Below are 17,759 nucleotides of genomic sequence, written 5' to 3' on the forward strand. Positions count from 1 at the left end.
TCATTGGAGAGTTAGTGGGGAAAACCATGAAAAGGAACAACAACCAAAACTGGTCTTTAGGTTTAGTCTTGTTTAATTTATTTATTGCGTACGTCGGAATTGGCCTGGTCGTTCCGGTCATGCCGTCCTTTGCCCATGAGTTGAACCTGAGCGGAGAAGTCGTGGGCTACTTGATTTCCGCCTTTGCCTTCGCCCAGCTTCTCGCCTCGCCGATTACGGGCGTCTGGGTCGATACGTTTGGCAGAAAGAAAATGATTGTCTTCGGCCTGTTCTTGTTCGCATTCTCGGAGCTTATGTTCGGATTGGGCAACCAGGTCTGGATTTTGTTTTTGTCGCGAGTTTTAGGCGGAATCAGCGACGCTTTCATTATGCCAGCTGTCATCTCTTACATTGCCGATCGCACTTCGCTGGAAGACCGCGCTCGCGTGCTGGGCTATCAGGCTGCCGCCATCAGCGGCGGTTTCATCATCGGTCCCGGACTGGGCGGATTCATCGCAGAGCTTGGGATACGCGCTCCGTTCTTTTTCGCAGCCGGATTTGCCGGTATCGCCGCCGGTATCTCGCTGTTTGTCCTGGAAGAGTCGCTGACGAAAGAACAAATGGCAAAAAATAAAGCGCAAAAAGTGAGCGTCAGTTTTATCGGTGAGATCAAAAAATCGTTCCGCTCGATCTATTTTGTGCCCCTGTTGATTGTGTTTGTGCTCTCTTTCGGCCTTGCCGCATACGAGATGATGTTCAGCCTGTTTGTTGATGCCAAATTCGGCTTCACTGCCAAAGATATCGCCGTCATCATTACCGTCGGCTCCGTTTTCGGCGTAGTTGCCCAGATCGCTTTCTTTGAGAAGCTGGTGGACAAGTTTGGCGAGAAAAATATGATTCAAACGACACTCGTGACAGCCGCGCTGTTTATTTTTGCGACGGTCTTCATCAACAGCTATTGGGGAATCATGGTCGTCAGCAGCATCGTGTTTTTTGCCTGCGACTTGCTGCGCCCTGCTGTAACCACGCTGCTTTCGAAGATGGCCGACGAGGACCAGGGCTTTGTCGCCGGGATGAACTCCACCTATACAAGCCTCGGAATTATTGTTGGTCCCGCAGTCGGTGGCATTTTGTTCGACTGGAACATCAACTTCCCGTACATGTTCGCCGCTGTCGTGCTCTGCGCTGCCTTTGCGCTGTTTGTTTATTGGAAAAACAAGCTGCGAGCGCCAGCGCACGGGTAAAAACACTTGCGCAGCTGCGGAAGCGAGAGGATGTCGGGCTATCTCGGTTATTGCACGGCTTGGTTTTAACATGCTGTCGCTTTGTTACTACTGGACATGGAACTGCTTGTTTCTAGACACGGCACCGCTCGTTTCCAGCGGTGTTTTTTCTTTTCGCTGAGAACTGATCTCCCACTCGCTGCTACAGGCGCTACTCCTTCGCCCCCTGCTTTTTTCGTCTCCCCGGTCGGAGGCTTGGCGTAAAGAGTCCTCTTTCGTAAGCATACCGAACAAGCTGCGTCCGATTTTTCAACCGCAGCTTGAACAAAAGCTCCTTGAACTGCTTCCTGACCTCGTTCTCGGAAAGCAGCAACTCTTCCGCAATCTCACTGTTTTTATACCCTTTGCACAGGCAGCCGAGCAGCGCCATCTCCGTCGGGTTCAAGCCAGGGCGGTTGAAGTGGCATGGCTTGTCTGCCATAAATTCCTGCAAAATATGATAACCCAGCTCACGCGGCATCGGCGCATCATCTATCAGCACAGAGCGCAAATATTCGTGCCGCGATGCGGGATGCAACGTCTTCAGCAAGTACCCTTGGGCACCGTATTTCAACGCTTCAAAAAAGCATTGCACATCCGTCGAATCGGACTGGACGATAACTTTGCTGCCAGGATTTTGTTCCTTGATTCGCGCAATCGCCTGCCATTCATCCTGATCCTGCAAGTTCAAATCAATCAGCACTGCTTTTGGCGCAAACTTGTTGGCCAGCACTGCCGCTTCCGCAGCCGTATCGGTTTCAGCCACGACCTGAAACCCGCTATCCAACTGAAGCAGTCGCCGCAACTGCTCTCTTGCCTCCCGGTTGTGGTCTGCAATCAATACTGTAATCATCTCTGTCATGTTAGTTTCACCACACTCCGCTTTTTCTTAATCCTACTCCTGTCGGGACTGCTCCGAAATGCCCCAATCGGGTCATATTTCGTTAAGAAGCGATGACAATTCCATGGCAAAAAGTTCACAAAGAGCGAACAGCAACTTCACATAAAAGCCAACAACAGCTCCATGCTTTTCGCGAATTTGCCTGAATAATCCCTTGCTGATGCGCCTGTCCCGGTTGATGCCGCTGCGTCAGGGACAAACCGAAAAAGGGAGATTTCGTGTGCTCCGCTTTCTTTTGTCGCTCTTGCGCCTGCTCTGATCCGATGTGCCGACCTCTACTAGCTTTCCCCAACCTTTGCAAAGGACGCGTCCCAATTTCTCTTTGCGCCGCGAAACCAACTAATTGTATAATGGGCACGCAATAAATCCGTTTATAAATGAGGTGACAACCCTTGCCTCTTGATTTGCACCAGGATGAACATATTCAGCTATGGCAACATGCCGATATTCAAATGGTTTCGATCCAAAGGCATACACTGGCGGCAGGCGCCAAAGCCTTTTCATTCTCTTTTCCCTCAAACGGCTTTCTCTGCACAAGCATGGGAAGCGCACTGATGCTTTTCGACAACCAGATTTACTCCGTACATGGCATGCGGGTGTTTCATGCAGCCGCCAAAAGCTGGGTTGAACTGAACGCTGGCAAAGATGGCCTGGACTTCAGCCTGGTGCTGTACGAAGCAAGTGTTAGCCGTGCTGCTCCTGCCAAATTCGAAGCGCCTGTACATTCTCGTAAGCATTCATTCCACATGCCCTACTCCTTCACTCCTGCCCAGCCGACTCTGTTGTATGACATCTTGGAACAGATGCATGACTTGTCGCGCCAGCAGCATGCGATGGCACAGTTTCAACTAAAAGCGCAATTCTATCAATGGATTTATCAGGTCGTGAAGCAATACCATTCACAATCGCCTGCGCCCCGGACGACGAGCCCGGTCGAACTGGTGACAGAAGCTCTCGAATACATGCTGGACCATTACGCCGAGCCATTGACGCTCGAATCGTTGGCTTCCGCGTTGAATTGCAGCCAGGGGCATTTGTCCAATCGCTTCAAGCAAGTATTGAACCGCGGCCCGATTGATTGCCTGATCCGCTTGCGCATGGAAAAAGCTCGCAAACTGCTGGCAGAAACCGCCATATCGCTAAAGACGGTTGCTACGGCAGTCGGTTATCAGGATGTGTACTATTTCAGCCATGCTTTCAAAAAACATTTCGGCTTGCCTCCCAGCCTGCTGCGCAAACAGCTTGCTGCAAATGAACATCTTACATCCGCAGCAGGAAGAAATCACATTGTTGCTCCAGATGGGACATGTTATTTTGATAATGATAATTATTATCAAAATAACGACGGAGGGTCAAGTCACATGTTTATAAACAAAATGATGGTGCCCGCCAGCTTATTGTTAGCATTTGGTCTGCTGCTCGGCGCATGCGGCAGCAATCCGACCGAGTCGGCAACTGGCAACAAAGGCGGCAGCGCAACGGCAGCTTCACAACCCGCTGCAACAGCAGAGAACGATACCAAGCCTGCAACCCGCATCGTCTCCACATCGATGGGCGATGTGGAAATCCCAGCCCATCCGGAGCGGGTCGTAACAGATTTCTACCTGGGGTATTTGCTCGCGCTAAATATTAAGCCTGTCGGGTCAAACGGTATCTTTATGAAAAACCCGTATTTGGAGGATCAAATTGCAGGCATAGTAGATGTCGGCGACAGTCTGGAGGCAATCCTGGAGCTGAAACCGGATCTCATCATAACGGGGGATGCCAAGAAGTATGAAGCTTATTCCAAAATTGCACCGACGATCATGTTCCCCAAAGCCTCTGATCTCCGTGACGAGCTGAAGCAGTTGGGCATTATGCTGAACAAAGAAGCCAAGGCGGACTCATTGGTGCAAGACTTGGACAAACAAGTCGAATCAACCAAGAAGCGTATTGACCACATTGTAGGAAAAGACAAGACCGTTACTGTTTTTGACGGCGGCGCTGTTAAAACGCTTATCCTTTACGGCAACGCCTTTACCGGACGAACAATCCATGGCGAGTTGGGTCTGCCAATGAACGAAAATGTAAAACGCGACATCGACCCGAAAGTCGGCTGGCTGCAAATTTCCAGCGAAGTCATTGGAAAATACGCCAGCGATTATATTTTCATGGCTGTCGATGCCAAAGCCGAGTCATTTGATTACGCGAATGATCCAATCTGGAACACCTTGGATGCCGTCAAACAAAACCATCTGTACGAAATTGACGGTTACCGCTTCTATTTCTCTGATCCGATTTCTGTGATGGGGCAACTAGAGGATATTGCCGATATGATGGAGGAGAGGGAAAAGGCTAGTGTTAAGCGGGGATAGTGGTGGTGTTGGAGACTTCGGAGTTTTGCCGTAGGCTTGAAGAACAGAAAGATGCCCCTAACGTTGAGTAGGGGCATTATTTGTTATGCGGGGATTGAATTTTTTACTGAGTTTTCGACTGGCAAAAACAAGTATAACGTCAATGGAACGGTGACGTTGTGCTGATCTTGAAGCTTTTCACTAGGCTTTCGAACTACGGATACTAGGATTAATCCGCTTTTTGACTTTAAGTGCTAATCCCGAAGCTTTCCACTAAGCTTTCGAACAAGAAGCCCGTGGGGAATGGGTTTTGTGGCTCGAGTGCTAATCCCGAAGCTTTCCACTAAGCTTTCGAACGAATAGCAGCATATGCCTTGACGATCTCAACAGATTCGTGCTAATCCCGAAGCTTTCCACTAAGCTTTCGAACGAGGGAAGCGTTTGCGAAAGAAAATGACGTGGAAAGTGCTAATCCCGAAGCTTTCCACTAAGCTTTCGAACCCCTATCAAGACACGTCAGCGTCCGCCCTAATTCCGGTGCTAATCCCGAAGCTTTCCACTAAGCTTTCGAACTGTACAACCGCGAGCTCGTGCGTAGAGTGTTCCCGCGTGCTAATCCCGAAGCTTTCCACTAAGCTTTCGAACATTAGACGATGTTAATGTTAGAGTTGCACTGTTAAGTGCTAATCCCGAAGCTTTCCACTAAGCTTTCGAACCAACAATCCGGATGGACAGGCCGCGCTTATTTCCGGTGCTAATCCCGAAGCTTTCCACTAAGCTTTCGAACTACATCATGGACAACCAGGGTATTTAACTACGAACCAGTGCTAATCCCGAAGCTTTCCACTAAGCTTTCGAACCGGGCCATAAGATCGATGAGGACGCTACTCCAATCGGTGAGTGCTAATCCCGAAGCTTTCCACTAAGCTTTCGAACTTGTATTGGAAAACCTGCACTCGACAGACCCGTCCAACCCAGTGCTAATCCCGAAGCTTTCCACTAAGCTTTCGAACAAGAATCCGCAGACCAAGTGCACGTATTCGGTCTGGTGCTAATCCCGAAGCTTTCCACTAAGCTTTCGAACGCCTAAACGCCCTTTGACCTTTTCACGCAGCTCTTGGTGCTAATCCCGAAGCTTTCCACTAAGCTTTCGAACGGTTGTTCTTGACCAGTCGTAAATCCGATGTTGTTGGTGCTAATCCCGAAGCTTTCCACTAAGCTTTCGAACTGAAGCAGATGGAACGTGAAAACAATCAGGAGTTCAGTGCTAATCCCGAAGCTTTCCACTAAGCTTTCGAACTTAAAGACTTACTTGTAGAAATTGAATAAGCAAAATGTGCTAATCCCGAAGCTTTCCACTAAGCTTTCGAACTCGCCTAATGTATCAGCACCTCTGGCTTTACCTGATAGTGCTAATCCCGAAGCTTTCCACTAAGCTTTCGAACGCTTATATTAAGGGTTTTTTGCTAAGTGCTATCCCGGTGCTAATCCCGAAGCTTTCCACTAAGCTTTCGAACATGCAGTCAGTAAAGGTTTCAAAGCGATCCGCATAATCCCAGTGCTAATCCCGAAGCTTTCCACTAAGCTTTCGAACTTTTGCAGATTATACGGTTTTAAAAAGAGCGGTCGGTGCTAATCCCGAAGCTTTCCACTAAGCTTTCGAACGAAATTGCATCATCTAAGTCCTTCGCATCTTCCCCGTGTGCTAATCCCGAAGCTTTCCACTAAGCTTTCGAACTGATATATCGTCCCAGTTTTTGAAGAGTAGGTAACCTCGTGCTAATCCCGAAGCTTTCCACTAAGCTTTCGAACCTAACGGAGTACCGGGCGGTGCCTTTCGCAGGATCAGTGCTAATCCCGAAGCTTTCCACTAAGCTTTCGAACTCCTTCCTTGCCGAAACCTACAACAACAAGGCTTGAGCAGGGCTTTTTCGAGCGCCAGGAATTTCAGTATCCCTTTCCCCGTCTATGCACTCATTTCCAATGCACAATCGTTCAAAAAAGCCTACTCTCACAAGGATTTCGAGCATCTCCAGTGATTTTTGAGCTGCGGGGATGCTCGAAAATCAAGCGCACATACTCAGTGGAACTTCGTGACTATTCGTGGTAGCCGCCCTGTAATGGAGGACGACAATGCACACGCACGAAATTAAAGCAAATCGACATACGGCCTCTAACCGTCGACTATCATCATTGTACTGTTTTCGCCTTGCCTCAACAACACACATCCACTTTCCTAGTAGATAAATTTAGTTAAGTCTCGCGGGAGGAACTCTCTTCCGACCGTGGCAATTCGCTTATCCAATTGGTCCTTGGTCACCGGGCCGATTTTTACAAACATGACCTGATCTTCTGCATGATGAATCAGCTCAGCCAGACTGACCTTCAATTTGACTTGCTGAATCTCTGTCAACTGACATAAGAACACGGAATATTGCACATGTTCCCCCTGTCCTTTCATCAACTTGAAAACCTTTCGCCATCGCTTCTGATCCGAAATATCGTAGCTCACCAGTACAAAATGTCTCATTTTTACCTCGTCATGAGCGGCGTATATTCAGCCAACTCGCCATCAAGGTATCTGGCCAAAAATCTTGCTTCCAGCTCAAGCATCCTCCGATAGCTTAACTTGTAACCGAACTGTGGATGTGTCATTGCTTCATTTAGCCGTCTTTCGTAAGCGGAAAAATATTTCTGGCGACCGCCCTTTTTCAAGTAACAGCTATCTTTTCCCCAGTAAAAATCATCCGGAGTGAGTTCTTTTGTATTCAAGGCGCGAATCGCTACGCTATCAGCGATCAATGCTCGATACGGTTCCATCAGATCGAGCGCCAAAGCTGGCCTTCCTGCCTCCATTGCATGGAAAAAACCAAACAGCGGATCAAGTCCTGCATTGACACAAGCCGTATAGACATCCCTGGAGAGCAATGTATAGCCTAGCGACAAAAGAGCGTTAACCGGATCTTTCGGCGGACGCCGATTGCGTCCATTCATCATGGACATGCCGTCAACCATCTGCTCCGCAAGCATCGTGGGAAAAGACTGCATATACAACTGCGCCGCCCGCCCTTCAATCCCTCTCGCCATGTCAAGCGATTCAGCTACAAGCACCCGATCCCTCAGCTCCTTCAATTCCTTTAAAACTGATTTTTCCGGGCTTCCATTTCGTCTCAACATGGTTCGTTGGTTGGAAATCTTGGCGTAGATCACTCGCCTGGTAAGCGCAAGTGCAACTGGCGGCTCTTGAAAAGCACCGAACTGTTTGACCCTCGTCCGAATATTTTTGGTGAGCGGCGGAGAAGTAATTCCAGCTAACGTACCATGTGTGGTCAAATAACTGACATGGATGCCACAATTCATTAAGGTGTGCATAAGTTGCGTGGAACACTGGACGTTTCCCATCAAGCTCACGTGTACCAAATCCTTGATCGGGATTTCGTCAAGCTTTTCCCCTTTTAACGTAATCGTCAGACACTCGCCGGACCTTCCCAACGTAGCCCCTGGCTCTGCAACATACAACATTCCACCGTCTGGACGACTGGGAACAATTTTTCTGATATTTGCACTGACCCCTGTCAAGTAATTCGTCTCATCAGGCATGCAAACGTAGTTTAGCGAGCAGCGGAAGCATTTTTTCGAATCTTGCAAGGGCGGCGGCATGTCTGCATCTTTAAGTGCTTGCGCCTTTTCAATAAAACGTCGGGTAACGCTGATCAAGTCCTGGGAAAATTCAATCTGCACTTTCTTTTTGTTCCCACGATAGTACAAATAGCCATAGTCCGATTCATAGCCATTTGAGCGCAGCAACAAGCCTTGGGCACATAATTGAATCTGGTCATTGGGCCAGGCAGAGCCATCCAATTCATATTCACCTACAGAGAACGTATGCCCGCCATCTGGTGCCGACGAGTGCTTGCCTTCAACAGGAATCCACTGGTTGCCTTGTTCGACGCATACTGCATCCAGCTTTCCGGTAATGCCGAGCACCGGATCGCCTAGATTCAGACTGGATGGTGCCTCTCCCCACAACTCTTCGGGAGCCATTTTGTTTTTGCGCAAATTTGTCTCCGCACGCCTGTGCTGTGCAGCTCCTTCGATCGTGTCTGCACTTTCTTCAAACAGCCCTTGCACATGCATGATATGGTACAGTCGCTCGCAATACTGAATTTCATTTAACATGCGTACAGGTATCCAGGACAAGCCACACACTCTCCTTGAACACCTTTACCGAGTCTTCATCAAAAACCTCTCCCGCAATTTTCCGTACAGACGTCTTTTTACCTCACTCCAAAAATCTTTTTGGGTATTCCATACAAATTCAGGAAAAAAGACTCCGCTAGGATCGCGGAACAATGTACGGTATGTGCCTTTCGCCTCTTCCGCTTCCTCGATGATTTCCTGGAAGTCTTCCAGTTGTTCGGGCGACTCAGACTCTTCTGTAAAGGTTGTTTTACCTTTCAGCTTGGCCTGGCTATCCCAAACGTATACGTCTTTCATGACTGTATCCGTTTTTTTCACAAAAAGACCTTTTCCCAGCTTCGCTTGCACCGATTTGGCCTTGGGAATGAGATACTCTTCCTCGCCTCGGATGAGAACACGGCAGCTTACCTTGAACAGCTCATTGTATCGCTGCCAAAAACGCTTTTGCAGATTCTGCGCCGCATTGATATCTGCCTGAAGAAATACTACCTCTTTGCCTTCGCTTCCGTTTGTCAAGGTCACGAACCATTCTCCACTGTCATCCGGAACAATGTCGCCAGGTCTTAACTGTTTCACTTGCTCTTCCGTCAAAAACTGCTCGCTGATTAATCTTTTCTGTAAGTTCTCAAAGCGTCTGCCCTGTAAATCATGGCCACTCACCATTTTGCACCGAATGCCCGGCGTTCCTGTCTTGGCGTGAAAACGAGAGGAATATTCCGCCCGGACATCGCCAATCTGAATCCCGTATGGCTCCGCCTGCATATGAACGTATTTGGGAATGCTGCGATGTGCCCATTTCATCAAGGTGGAATTTTCTTTTGTCGAACGATCCATGTGAGAACGGTACTGACTCAGGTTTTCAAACAGGATGACCTGACAAGCCGGATACTTGGCGAACCACTCCAATTTCTTTTCGTCGTATACATATCCCAAAGCAGTCATGACGATGGCGTGACTTAACTGCTTCAACCGATCCTCTTTTACATTTTGGATATGCGTCAACAGGCGCTGGTGGCTGGTATGTCCTTGTTCAAAGCGGTTGATTTCCTGCGGATTTCTCGTCCTGCGGCTCCAAGAAATCAACAGCTTGCGCAGACTGTCCAATTCTTCTATGCTCCACATGCTCAGACCTGCGATGCCTTTTCGCTCGTCAGCATCAAAGCGTTTGCGCCATGCCTGAACGACTTTTCCTACATGCTCCTCTGCTTTGCGGTGTATTTGTACCACCGCTTGCTCCCAGCCGCCTTCCTTCTCACGTAAAGCATCTGTCAGGTCGCAGACGATTCCGTTCCAAAAAGTCCGGTCTGTTTGATCGAGCAGCGACTTTTGCTTCTCAAGCGCTTGACTCAAATGATCAAGCTCATCCGCTCGTTCTCTGTTCTGTTTCTTCGCCATGCGTATGACTTGGGACAATATTCTGATCTGAAACCTCACTCGTCTCTGCTGATCCTGCCTCTCGTCCCGCTTTTCCCTCACCTGTTTTTCTACCTGCTCACCAGGCAGTTTCAACATATAGCTCCGCTTATGGACAGCAACGAGCGGGGTTCCTTCAATCCAATAGGAAAAACCAGCCGCATTTGCATCGTTGCTCTCTTCTACAGAAAAAATGGAAGTCGCCGCAGCAGTTCGCAGCCCAAGGTCTATACTCATCACACGGAACCCGGATTCCAGCGATTCCACCCCGGACGAGTGGTTCTGCGAAGCCTTCATCCATTCAACAAGCTCCTCTGACTTGTAAGTAGTGACCTTTGGAAACTCATTGGGACGGCGAACGAGTTGCAACACTTGTCCATACGGCGATTGCAAGCGGCCATTTTTCACGACTTGCAAAGGTTCGAAATCAATGACAACGTTGAGATAGACACTGCCAATCTCCCCGCCCTCGAAGTTTTTTTCTTCCTTCTCCAAATCGCCTCGTTCCAGTTGCAGCTTTGCTCCTCCCAAGTGTCCGCTAAACTTCGAGCCAGAAGCTTTGTCCGTAAACTCGATTTCTTGCTTGCCTTTGTCGTTTTTCTGCAACGTCACCTGTTGGTAAAACTGCTTGGACAAAGCCAGCTCGACCTCGACGTCCTGCTTTTCCATCCATCCGGATTCGTTTGGCCAGATCAGTTGACTAAACGTCACAAAACGCCTGCTTCTGGGGTTGTCTGCTTCCGCCGTCAAATAATAATCTTGCAAATTTCCTCCGCGAGCGTCGAATCGCACCCACAGTGGATGCTTCCTGGCATCGGGCAATGTCATAGTAGCGTTCTGCTTGGCTTCTTCCAAACGCTTCTTCAGCTCATTGCGTGCAACAAAATAATGGATGCGCTGCGGATTCCCTTTCCAGATCAGGTGGTGCTCCTCTTTCATCAGGTACTGAAAGAAATGGGCATCGCCAAATCGCCCCCTCAGCCGCTGCTGCACACGTTTGAGCGCCTCTCTGTATTGCTCGTGACTGGCATTGGGGAGAACTGTCGACCATTGCTCGTACAGTTCGTTCCAGCCTTTCATTTGCCGTTTGGTAATCCGATACTTGTCGTTAGCAGCGGTCATGTTTTCTATTAGCTCTTGCTCCCGTTGTTCTTCGTATTGCTCCAGCAAGCTGATCCATTCCTGGCCACCTTCCAACTGCTCGTTCAATTGGGTCATTTTTTCTTGCAGCTTGGAATATTCCTCCTGAACGCGCTTGTTCCAGCTCTCCCAACTGAGCAGTCTTTCAATCGCCTGTTGCAGCATGTCCCTGTCCCAAGTGCGCACAAACTGATTGGACTGAAGCGGTAGCCATGCGATGTCTGCTACGGTGTTCGTATACAGTGGAAAAATCGGCCTGATTCCGTATTCTTCCAAGGTGGTAATCACGGAAGCGGTCGGATCTTCTTCGCGTCTTTTTTTCCACTTTTCATAATCCTGCTCCCAGGTCGGGTCGTTGGCTTCTTTTTTCTTCTGCCAGGTCGGCTTTGCGCCTGCCTTTGAGGTACCTTTGCCGCCTTCGCTGTTCGGATCGACTAGCGGACTGAGGAATTTTCGGCTAATGATCTGGGCGTCGCCACTTTGCCCAATCGAGGAGGGAACAAGCAGTTCATATAGTTGCCGCAGAGCTTCGAGCGCCTTGTCCAATGGGAGCGCTTGCATATTTTTATCTGCACGATTTTTTTGTTGCTGTTCGCGAATATGACGAACCAGCTCTTCTTGCAGTTCTTTTTTTGTCTGTCCGCCAGTGCTCTCCTGACGAAAGAGCAAGAGCATTTTCATATAATAAGCGACGCCTTCGTTTAACAGCCGATGCGTTCGCCATATTCCTTTTCGGAGGTTTTGGGCTTCCGGGCCTGTTTGCGTTTTTAGCTTCAGCTTTATGCTACGGATTGCCATGGCTGGTGCCTCCCGTTTTGATTTTGAAAAGAGGTGTATATTGTTTCTATTTATTGTAAATCATTTTCGTATTTTGGGGTAACTGGAAAAAGCCAATTCCACTGCTTCTAGGATGAATTGGCTTGTTTTCTGATGAATCGTAAAGTTTTCTACTGGGTATTCGAAGAGCAGCAAGATATATTGAGATATGCACGTGCTTGTTTCAAAGCTTTCGAATGGACTGGTCGTTTGGTGCTGGCTTCATCCATCCCCATGGTGCTAATCTCGAAACTTTTTACTAAGCTTTCAAACCATCAATACTTTATTGATCCCGTCTCCTGACTCCCAGGTGCTAATCTCGAAACTTTCTACTAAGCTTTCGAACTCCTGTCCTCTCAATCCCTACGTCCTCAAGCTTTTCTCATCTCTTTTTCGAGCAGTCTTTTTTCTTACACCATTCCCGTGCGAATCCAGGATCTTTTTTCTTTTTAATTCGTCTGGACGCTTACTCTACCAATCTGTGCGAGCATACTCCGAGCTTTTTGGGCTAAAAGGATGCTCGCATTTTCATTCTCGAATGCTTAGTGGAAAGTCGAGATTATCCGTGGTAGTAAGCTTGTGGAGGGCCTACAAATGCACACACACGGAACCTCAGGGCGGCCTATAGCCTCTAACTATGGCCAATACCTTTATTTTATGTGTTTTCCACTAATAACTCAAATAACATTCAACCTAACCTAATAAGAAACATATTGCCTATCCCTATTCCATTTAATGGCCTGCTGCACATCTCTCTACAGCCTTTCCCGAATCAATATCCAAGAATCCATATTTCTGAGAAAATTTGCTTTGGCTATTACTGTAGATTGCCAATCGATGTACATTTTACACTTTACTTCCTTATACGACGATGCAGAAGAAGACTATCCACATTATTACAGAAAGAGATCAATCTTTAGTTTTACTTTGCTTTTACTTTGGTTTTACTTATTTTTTTGTTTTCGGCCCAAGATCAGTTGCTTTAAGTATTGGTTCTCTTTTTTCAACCGTTGATTATCTTTTTTCAACTGACGAAGTCCAGTCATTCCATTGCTGCTTTTTGTCAGCAAGTCTGAAATTCTGCTCTCTTGAGACCATTTTTCAAATTCATCCTCTGTAATATCAAATCGTTTTACAATTTCTGATCGTGGCATACCATCGAGATTTGATTTTAAAAACTTCCCACCTAAACTCGTAACTTCTACGCTTTCGCTTGTCCATGACGTTATTTCCTTTCTTTTATAGTTTGATTTTTGAATTTCAAACAAATTAAACAGCCATAAATACCACTATAAGGGATAATATACTATCACTCTCAACAGTAGTCAATTATTTATTTACATATAGATAACACATTGTTATGTTTTTCTTAATGTACTATACTTACTAATACGAATTATAGGTTCGTCTAACTCTAGTGCGTGTGCATTGGGTGATTCAAACAATCACCTCCCACTAGAAGCTTATTACAAAGCTTGCACTTTATTTACAAAGAGAAAGCTAATCCCGTCCCTTACAGGATGAAATCAGTTGTCTGTTACTTCATTTTTTGCCTGACTGCTTCTTCAAGTCACCGTTTTTTTCAACAAAACGTCCGAAGCGCCCTGTAAACCTCTCAATACGACGTTTGAATATAAATATATCTTCAAGAGATCAATTAGTTTAACTAGCACTCAGCACTTGCGTTTGCGTATTGTCACATCAAAACGCCGAAGCTCCTGCATTGTTTGATTCAGGAAAGATATCAATAAATGCCAGATCATTAGCTCGAATCTTTGGATTGCAGTCGGAGACATTTACCAGATTGATTGTCTGATCCGCTTGCTTATGGAAAAGCTTCGCAAACTGATAGCAGAAACCTCTGCTTCTCCGCTTTGATTTCATTTATTGGGCAAGTTCAGGATATTAGCGGATTTGATAGAGGAATGGAAAACCAACTGCAAGGGGAATAGTGTTGATTTTGAAGTTCGCCATAAGTTGTTTAATAAAAAGATGCCCCTAGTGCAAAGTAGGGGCATCTTTGATGTGTTAATTTTCAAGGTATGTTTCACTAAGCTTTCGAACCATTACTCTGTAATTTGTAGGCTCATATTTCCCCCTCGTGCTAATCCTGAAGCTCTCCATTAAGTTTTCGAACGTGGTGCCGCTGCAACGGAAACCGCCAATCCGTTTCCGGTGCTAATCCTGAAGCTCTCCATTAAGTTTTCGAACGACCGTTCGCATTCGTTATCACTCCTTTTACCAACAGGTGCTAATCCTGAAGCTCTCCATTAAGTTTTCGAACAACGGTATTCATATTGGCGTACTTCATGTACAACTGAAGTGCTAATCCTGAAGCTCTCCATTAAGTTTTCGAACGCATCTTCCGCATACGCATGCTGACCATGCATCATTTTCACGTGCTAATCCTGAAGCTCTCCATTAAGTTTTCGAACAGGATCTCCAGTCGTATACCTACGAAAGAAGTACAGGAGAGTGCTAATCCTGAAGCTCTCCATTAAGTTTTCGAACCATGTTACCCATCCCCTCTTATCACATCGTGTGTTGTGTGTGCTAATCCTGAAGCTCTCCATTAAGTTTTCGAACAAATTCAACCAACTTTCTACATTAATCAGAAAATCCCCCGTGCTAATCCTGAAGCTCTCCATTAAGTTTTCGAACCGATAAGCCGACATTGGCTGAGATTACTGGGCTGCTCAGTGCTAATCCTGAAGCTCTCCATTAAGTTTTCGAACAAGGTGAGCTGCTAATGCAACTAACTGTGTCGATTAGCCCGTGCTAATCCTGAAGCTCTCCATTAAGTTTTCGAACACTGAATGGCTCATATGTCTTTGCTAGTTACACAGTGCTAATCCTGAAGCTCTCCATTAAGTTTTCGAACGAAAGAAGAGTCCAAGAGCATAAACAAGAATTTATTAGTGCTAATCCTGAAGCTCTCCATTAAGTTTTCGAACTTGGTCCTCTTCCAGACTCCAGATTTGGTCATACCAGAGTGCTAATCCTGAAGCTCTCCATTAAGTTTTCGAACTGATAATGAAGAATTTTATGACGAATACATCAAATACCAAGTGCTAATCCTGAAGCTCTCCATTAAGTTTTCGAACTCCTGTCTTACCAATCTCTACAACCGCAAGTGTTCCCGCCCCCTCTTTCGAGCAGCCAATTTTCTCAATTGTATTCTGCCTGATTTCAAGGAGACTCCAGTCGCTCAAACTGGCTTGACCCTTACTCTCCCAACATATGCGAGCATCCCCTGAGCTTTTTGGGCTTAGAGGATGCTCGCATCGTTGTTTTCGAAAGCTTAGTGGAAAGTCGAGATTATCCGTGGGGGGAGACTTGTGGAGGGTCTACATTGCACACGCACGGAAATCGGCCTGTCGCCTTTAGCATGCGACCGATACATTCATTTTACATATTTTCCAAATATAGTTCAACTACGATACTGTCACGAAAACCCCCATATGAGCCGTTAGAAAAATAATGGTTTGAAAAAGATTGGAGCGGGATTTTACAAGATCATAGAAGATCGTAGAAGATCATGCAAGATACTGGAAGATAAAAATGGCTTTACCCGAAATCTCATAGTAAAATATGGGCAAGTACATTAGACACGGCTCTCAAGGGTGGTCGGCTCATCTCCCATGTCGGAAGCGAGGGGAGGTGGGAACGTGGCAATTACTCACGAAATGCTTACACTTATGCTCCAGTTCGGCGGCTTTATCGTTGGGCTGTTGAGTCTCGTTGTAACAATCGTTGTTGCCCTGACCAAAAGAAATGACCGCCCTTGAGATTGGCGTCCAAGGCGGTCATTCTGATCGACTATTAAGCTGAGCGTCCCCTTGAGGGAACGTCTATTGTACTACCGGCAGAGTGCGGGAACACCCTGTCGGTTTTTATTTTGTCCACTTTTGGTTAAACATTAAACACTTCATGTTGAAAGTGTAACCGATCTTGCTTCCATCATAACACGTTTGACATGTCGGCGTAAATAAATAAGCGACCCCACATGTCTTTATAATCTCCTGGTTCACGTGCTATCCCAAAAGCTCTCCACTAAGCTTTCGAACTGCTCAACTGCTGTACATCCACTCACACGGCATTCGGCAGCAGGGTGCTAATCCCAAGGCTTTCCACTAAGCTTTCGAACAATGGGAACGGTGGATAATCTACGATACAGAAAAGCAGCAGTGCTAACCTCGAAGCTTTCCACTAAGCTTTCGAACCTTAAAAGATATGTTGGAAAGGGCTATGCGTGATGCGTGCTAACCTCGAAGCTTTCCACTAAGCTTTCGAACTCACCATCCCGTCTCTGAAAGTACGACCCATAGATAGCAAAGTGCTAACCCCGAAGCTTTCCACTAAGCTTTCGAACAAATACACAACAACCGAGAAATCCGCAGGATGTTCGAGGTGCTAACCCCGAAGCTCTCCACTAAGCTTTCGAACCGCAGTAATGGCGAGTAAAGCAAAAAGCCGGAGACGTTACGTGCTAACCCCGAAGCTCTCCACTAAGCTTTCGAACGATTTTGATGTCCTGGTATATGGCATAGCAATGACTATGTGCTAACCCCGAAGCTCTCCACTAAGCTTTCGAACCAAGTGACAAAATGAGAACAAAAGTAAAGAATAACAGTGCTAACCCCGAAGCTCTCCACTAAGCTTTCGAACATGAAATGATTAAAAATCGTTTTTCTTTCGAGGTGTGCTAACCCCGAAGCTCTCCACTAAGCTTTCGAACTTGAGACAGATGTAAACATGAAATATCGCTATGATAATTTGTGCTAACCCCGAAGCTCTCCACTAAGCTTTCGAACTAATCCATGTGCATAAACGGTTTACCTGTCGCGTAGTGTGCTAACCCCGAAGCTCTCCACTAAGCTTTCGAACTGAATCTCTCCATGTTAAATAACTTAATACTTGGTCGTGCTAACCCCGAAGCTCTCCACTAAGCTTTCGAACTGCCGAAGCTCTAGCAGGTAAATATCATATTACAAGTGCTAACCCCGAAGCTCTCCACTAAGCTTTCGAACTCTGAAGAAATTGTCGCTGCTAACCCCGAAGTACAAGTGCTAACCCCGAAGCTCTCCACTAAGCTTTCGAACGATAATTGATCGAGATAGATTAAGAAAAAATGCGTTGAGTGCTAACCCCGAAGCTCTCCACTAAGCTTTCGAACGAAAATAGCGCGAAACCAGTGGGACGGGACTGTCCCACGTGCTAACCCCGAAGCTTTCCACTAAGCTTTCGAACTCCTGTCTTACCAATCCCTACAACCGCAAGCGTTCCCACACTCTCTTTCGAGCAGCCCATTTTCTCGGTTGTATTCTGCCTGATTTCACGGAGACTCCAGTCGTTCAAACTGACTTGGCGCTTACTCTCCCAACGTATGCGAGCATCCCCGGAGCTTTTTGGGCTGAGAGGATGCTCGCATCGTTGTTTTCGAAAGCTTAGTGGAAAGTCGAGATTATCCGTGGGGGTAGACTTGTGGAGGGTCTACATGGCACACGCACGGAAATCGGCCTGTTGCCTTTAGCATGCGACCGATACATTCATTTTACATATTTTCCAAATACAGTTCAACTACTACCGCACTGGTAAACTCCTAGCATCAGCCATTTTCTCGCATCGGGGAGAAGCGCGGTCAAAAATTTGCCCCCATCTTTCCTGCATCCTTCCGCCAAGCCGCCACATCCCTTTTTTCCACTAAGAGATCTT

The 17,759-nt window shown here is 46.9% G+C and carries 8 protein-coding genes and 3 CRISPR repeat arrays; of the genes, 3 read left to right on the plus strand and 5 right to left on the minus strand.

What is annotated here, in order from left to right; all coding sequences use genetic code 11:
- Window positions 1-26 precede the first annotated feature (26 nt).
- Window positions 27-1,223: an MFS transporter gene (locus IRJ17_RS27050; RefSeq protein WP_242772504.1), complete on the plus strand. Its 1,197-nt coding sequence runs from the start codon at window positions 27-29 to the stop codon at window positions 1,221-1,223.
- A gap of 190 nt (window positions 1,224-1,413) precedes the next feature.
- Here IRJ17_RS27050 and IRJ17_RS27055 read toward each other — a convergent pair whose 3' ends face one another.
- A complete protein-coding gene (locus IRJ17_RS27055) occupies window positions 1,414-2,103 on the minus strand; it encodes a response regulator (protein WP_173600155.1) in 690 nt (229 codons plus the stop codon).
- 431 nt (window positions 2,104-2,534) lie between these two features.
- Between IRJ17_RS27055 and IRJ17_RS27060 the strand changes: the two genes are divergently transcribed.
- On the plus strand, window positions 2,535-4,496 hold the full coding sequence (locus IRJ17_RS27060) for an AraC family transcriptional regulator (RefSeq protein WP_242772506.1): 1,962 nt from the start codon (window positions 2,535-2,537) through the stop codon (window positions 4,494-4,496).
- A gap of 158 nt (window positions 4,497-4,654) precedes the next feature.
- Window positions 4,655-6,359: direct repeats of the CRISPR family, unit length 36 nt; unit sequence GTGCTAATCCCGAAGCTTTCCACTAAGCTTTCGAAC.
- Window positions 6,360-6,711: 352 nt separating this feature from the next.
- Here IRJ17_RS27060 and cas2 read toward each other — a convergent pair.
- From cas2 to IRJ17_RS27080, 4 genes are all read right to left on the minus strand, one after another.
- On the minus strand, window positions 6,712-7,005 hold the full coding sequence (cas2, locus tag IRJ17_RS27065; protein ID WP_122962683.1) for a CRISPR-associated endonuclease Cas2: 294 nt from the start codon (window positions 7,003-7,005) through the stop codon (window positions 6,712-6,714).
- 2 nt (window positions 7,006-7,007) lie between these two features.
- Window positions 7,008-8,675: a CRISPR-associated endonuclease Cas4g/Cas1g gene (gene cas4g/cas1g / locus IRJ17_RS27070; RefSeq protein ID WP_242772508.1), complete on the minus strand. Its 1,668-nt coding sequence runs from the start codon at window positions 8,673-8,675 to the stop codon at window positions 7,008-7,010.
- A 24-nt stretch (window positions 8,676-8,699) separates the two neighbouring features.
- On the minus strand, window positions 8,700-12,026 hold the full coding sequence (cas12b, locus tag IRJ17_RS27075; RefSeq protein WP_242772510.1) for a type V CRISPR-associated protein Cas12b: 3,327 nt from the start codon (window positions 12,024-12,026) through the stop codon (window positions 8,700-8,702).
- A 962-nt stretch (window positions 12,027-12,988) separates the two neighbouring features.
- Complete coding sequence (locus IRJ17_RS27080; protein ID WP_242772512.1) at window positions 12,989-13,312, minus strand: hypothetical protein; 324 nt, start codon at window positions 13,310-13,312, stop codon at window positions 12,989-12,991.
- An 833-nt stretch (window positions 13,313-14,145) separates the two neighbouring features.
- Window positions 14,146-15,149: a CRISPR direct-repeat array (repeat unit 36 nt; unit sequence GTGCTAATCCTGAAGCTCTCCATTAAGTTTTCGAAC).
- A gap of 563 nt (window positions 15,150-15,712) precedes the next feature.
- On the opposite strand from IRJ17_RS27080, the gene IRJ17_RS27085 reads away from it, so the two are divergent.
- Window positions 15,713-15,832, plus strand: a complete 120-nt coding sequence (locus IRJ17_RS27085; protein WP_229049831.1) for a putative holin-like toxin — start codon at window positions 15,713-15,715, stop codon at window positions 15,830-15,832.
- Window positions 15,833-16,075: 243 nt separating this feature from the next.
- Window positions 16,076-17,294: a CRISPR direct-repeat array (repeat unit 36 nt).
- Window positions 17,295-17,759 lie beyond the last annotated feature (465 nt).

The organism is Brevibacillus parabrevis, from assembly GCF_022701015.1.
Classification (GTDB): Bacteria; Bacillota; Bacilli; order Brevibacillales; family Brevibacillaceae; genus Brevibacillus; species Brevibacillus parabrevis.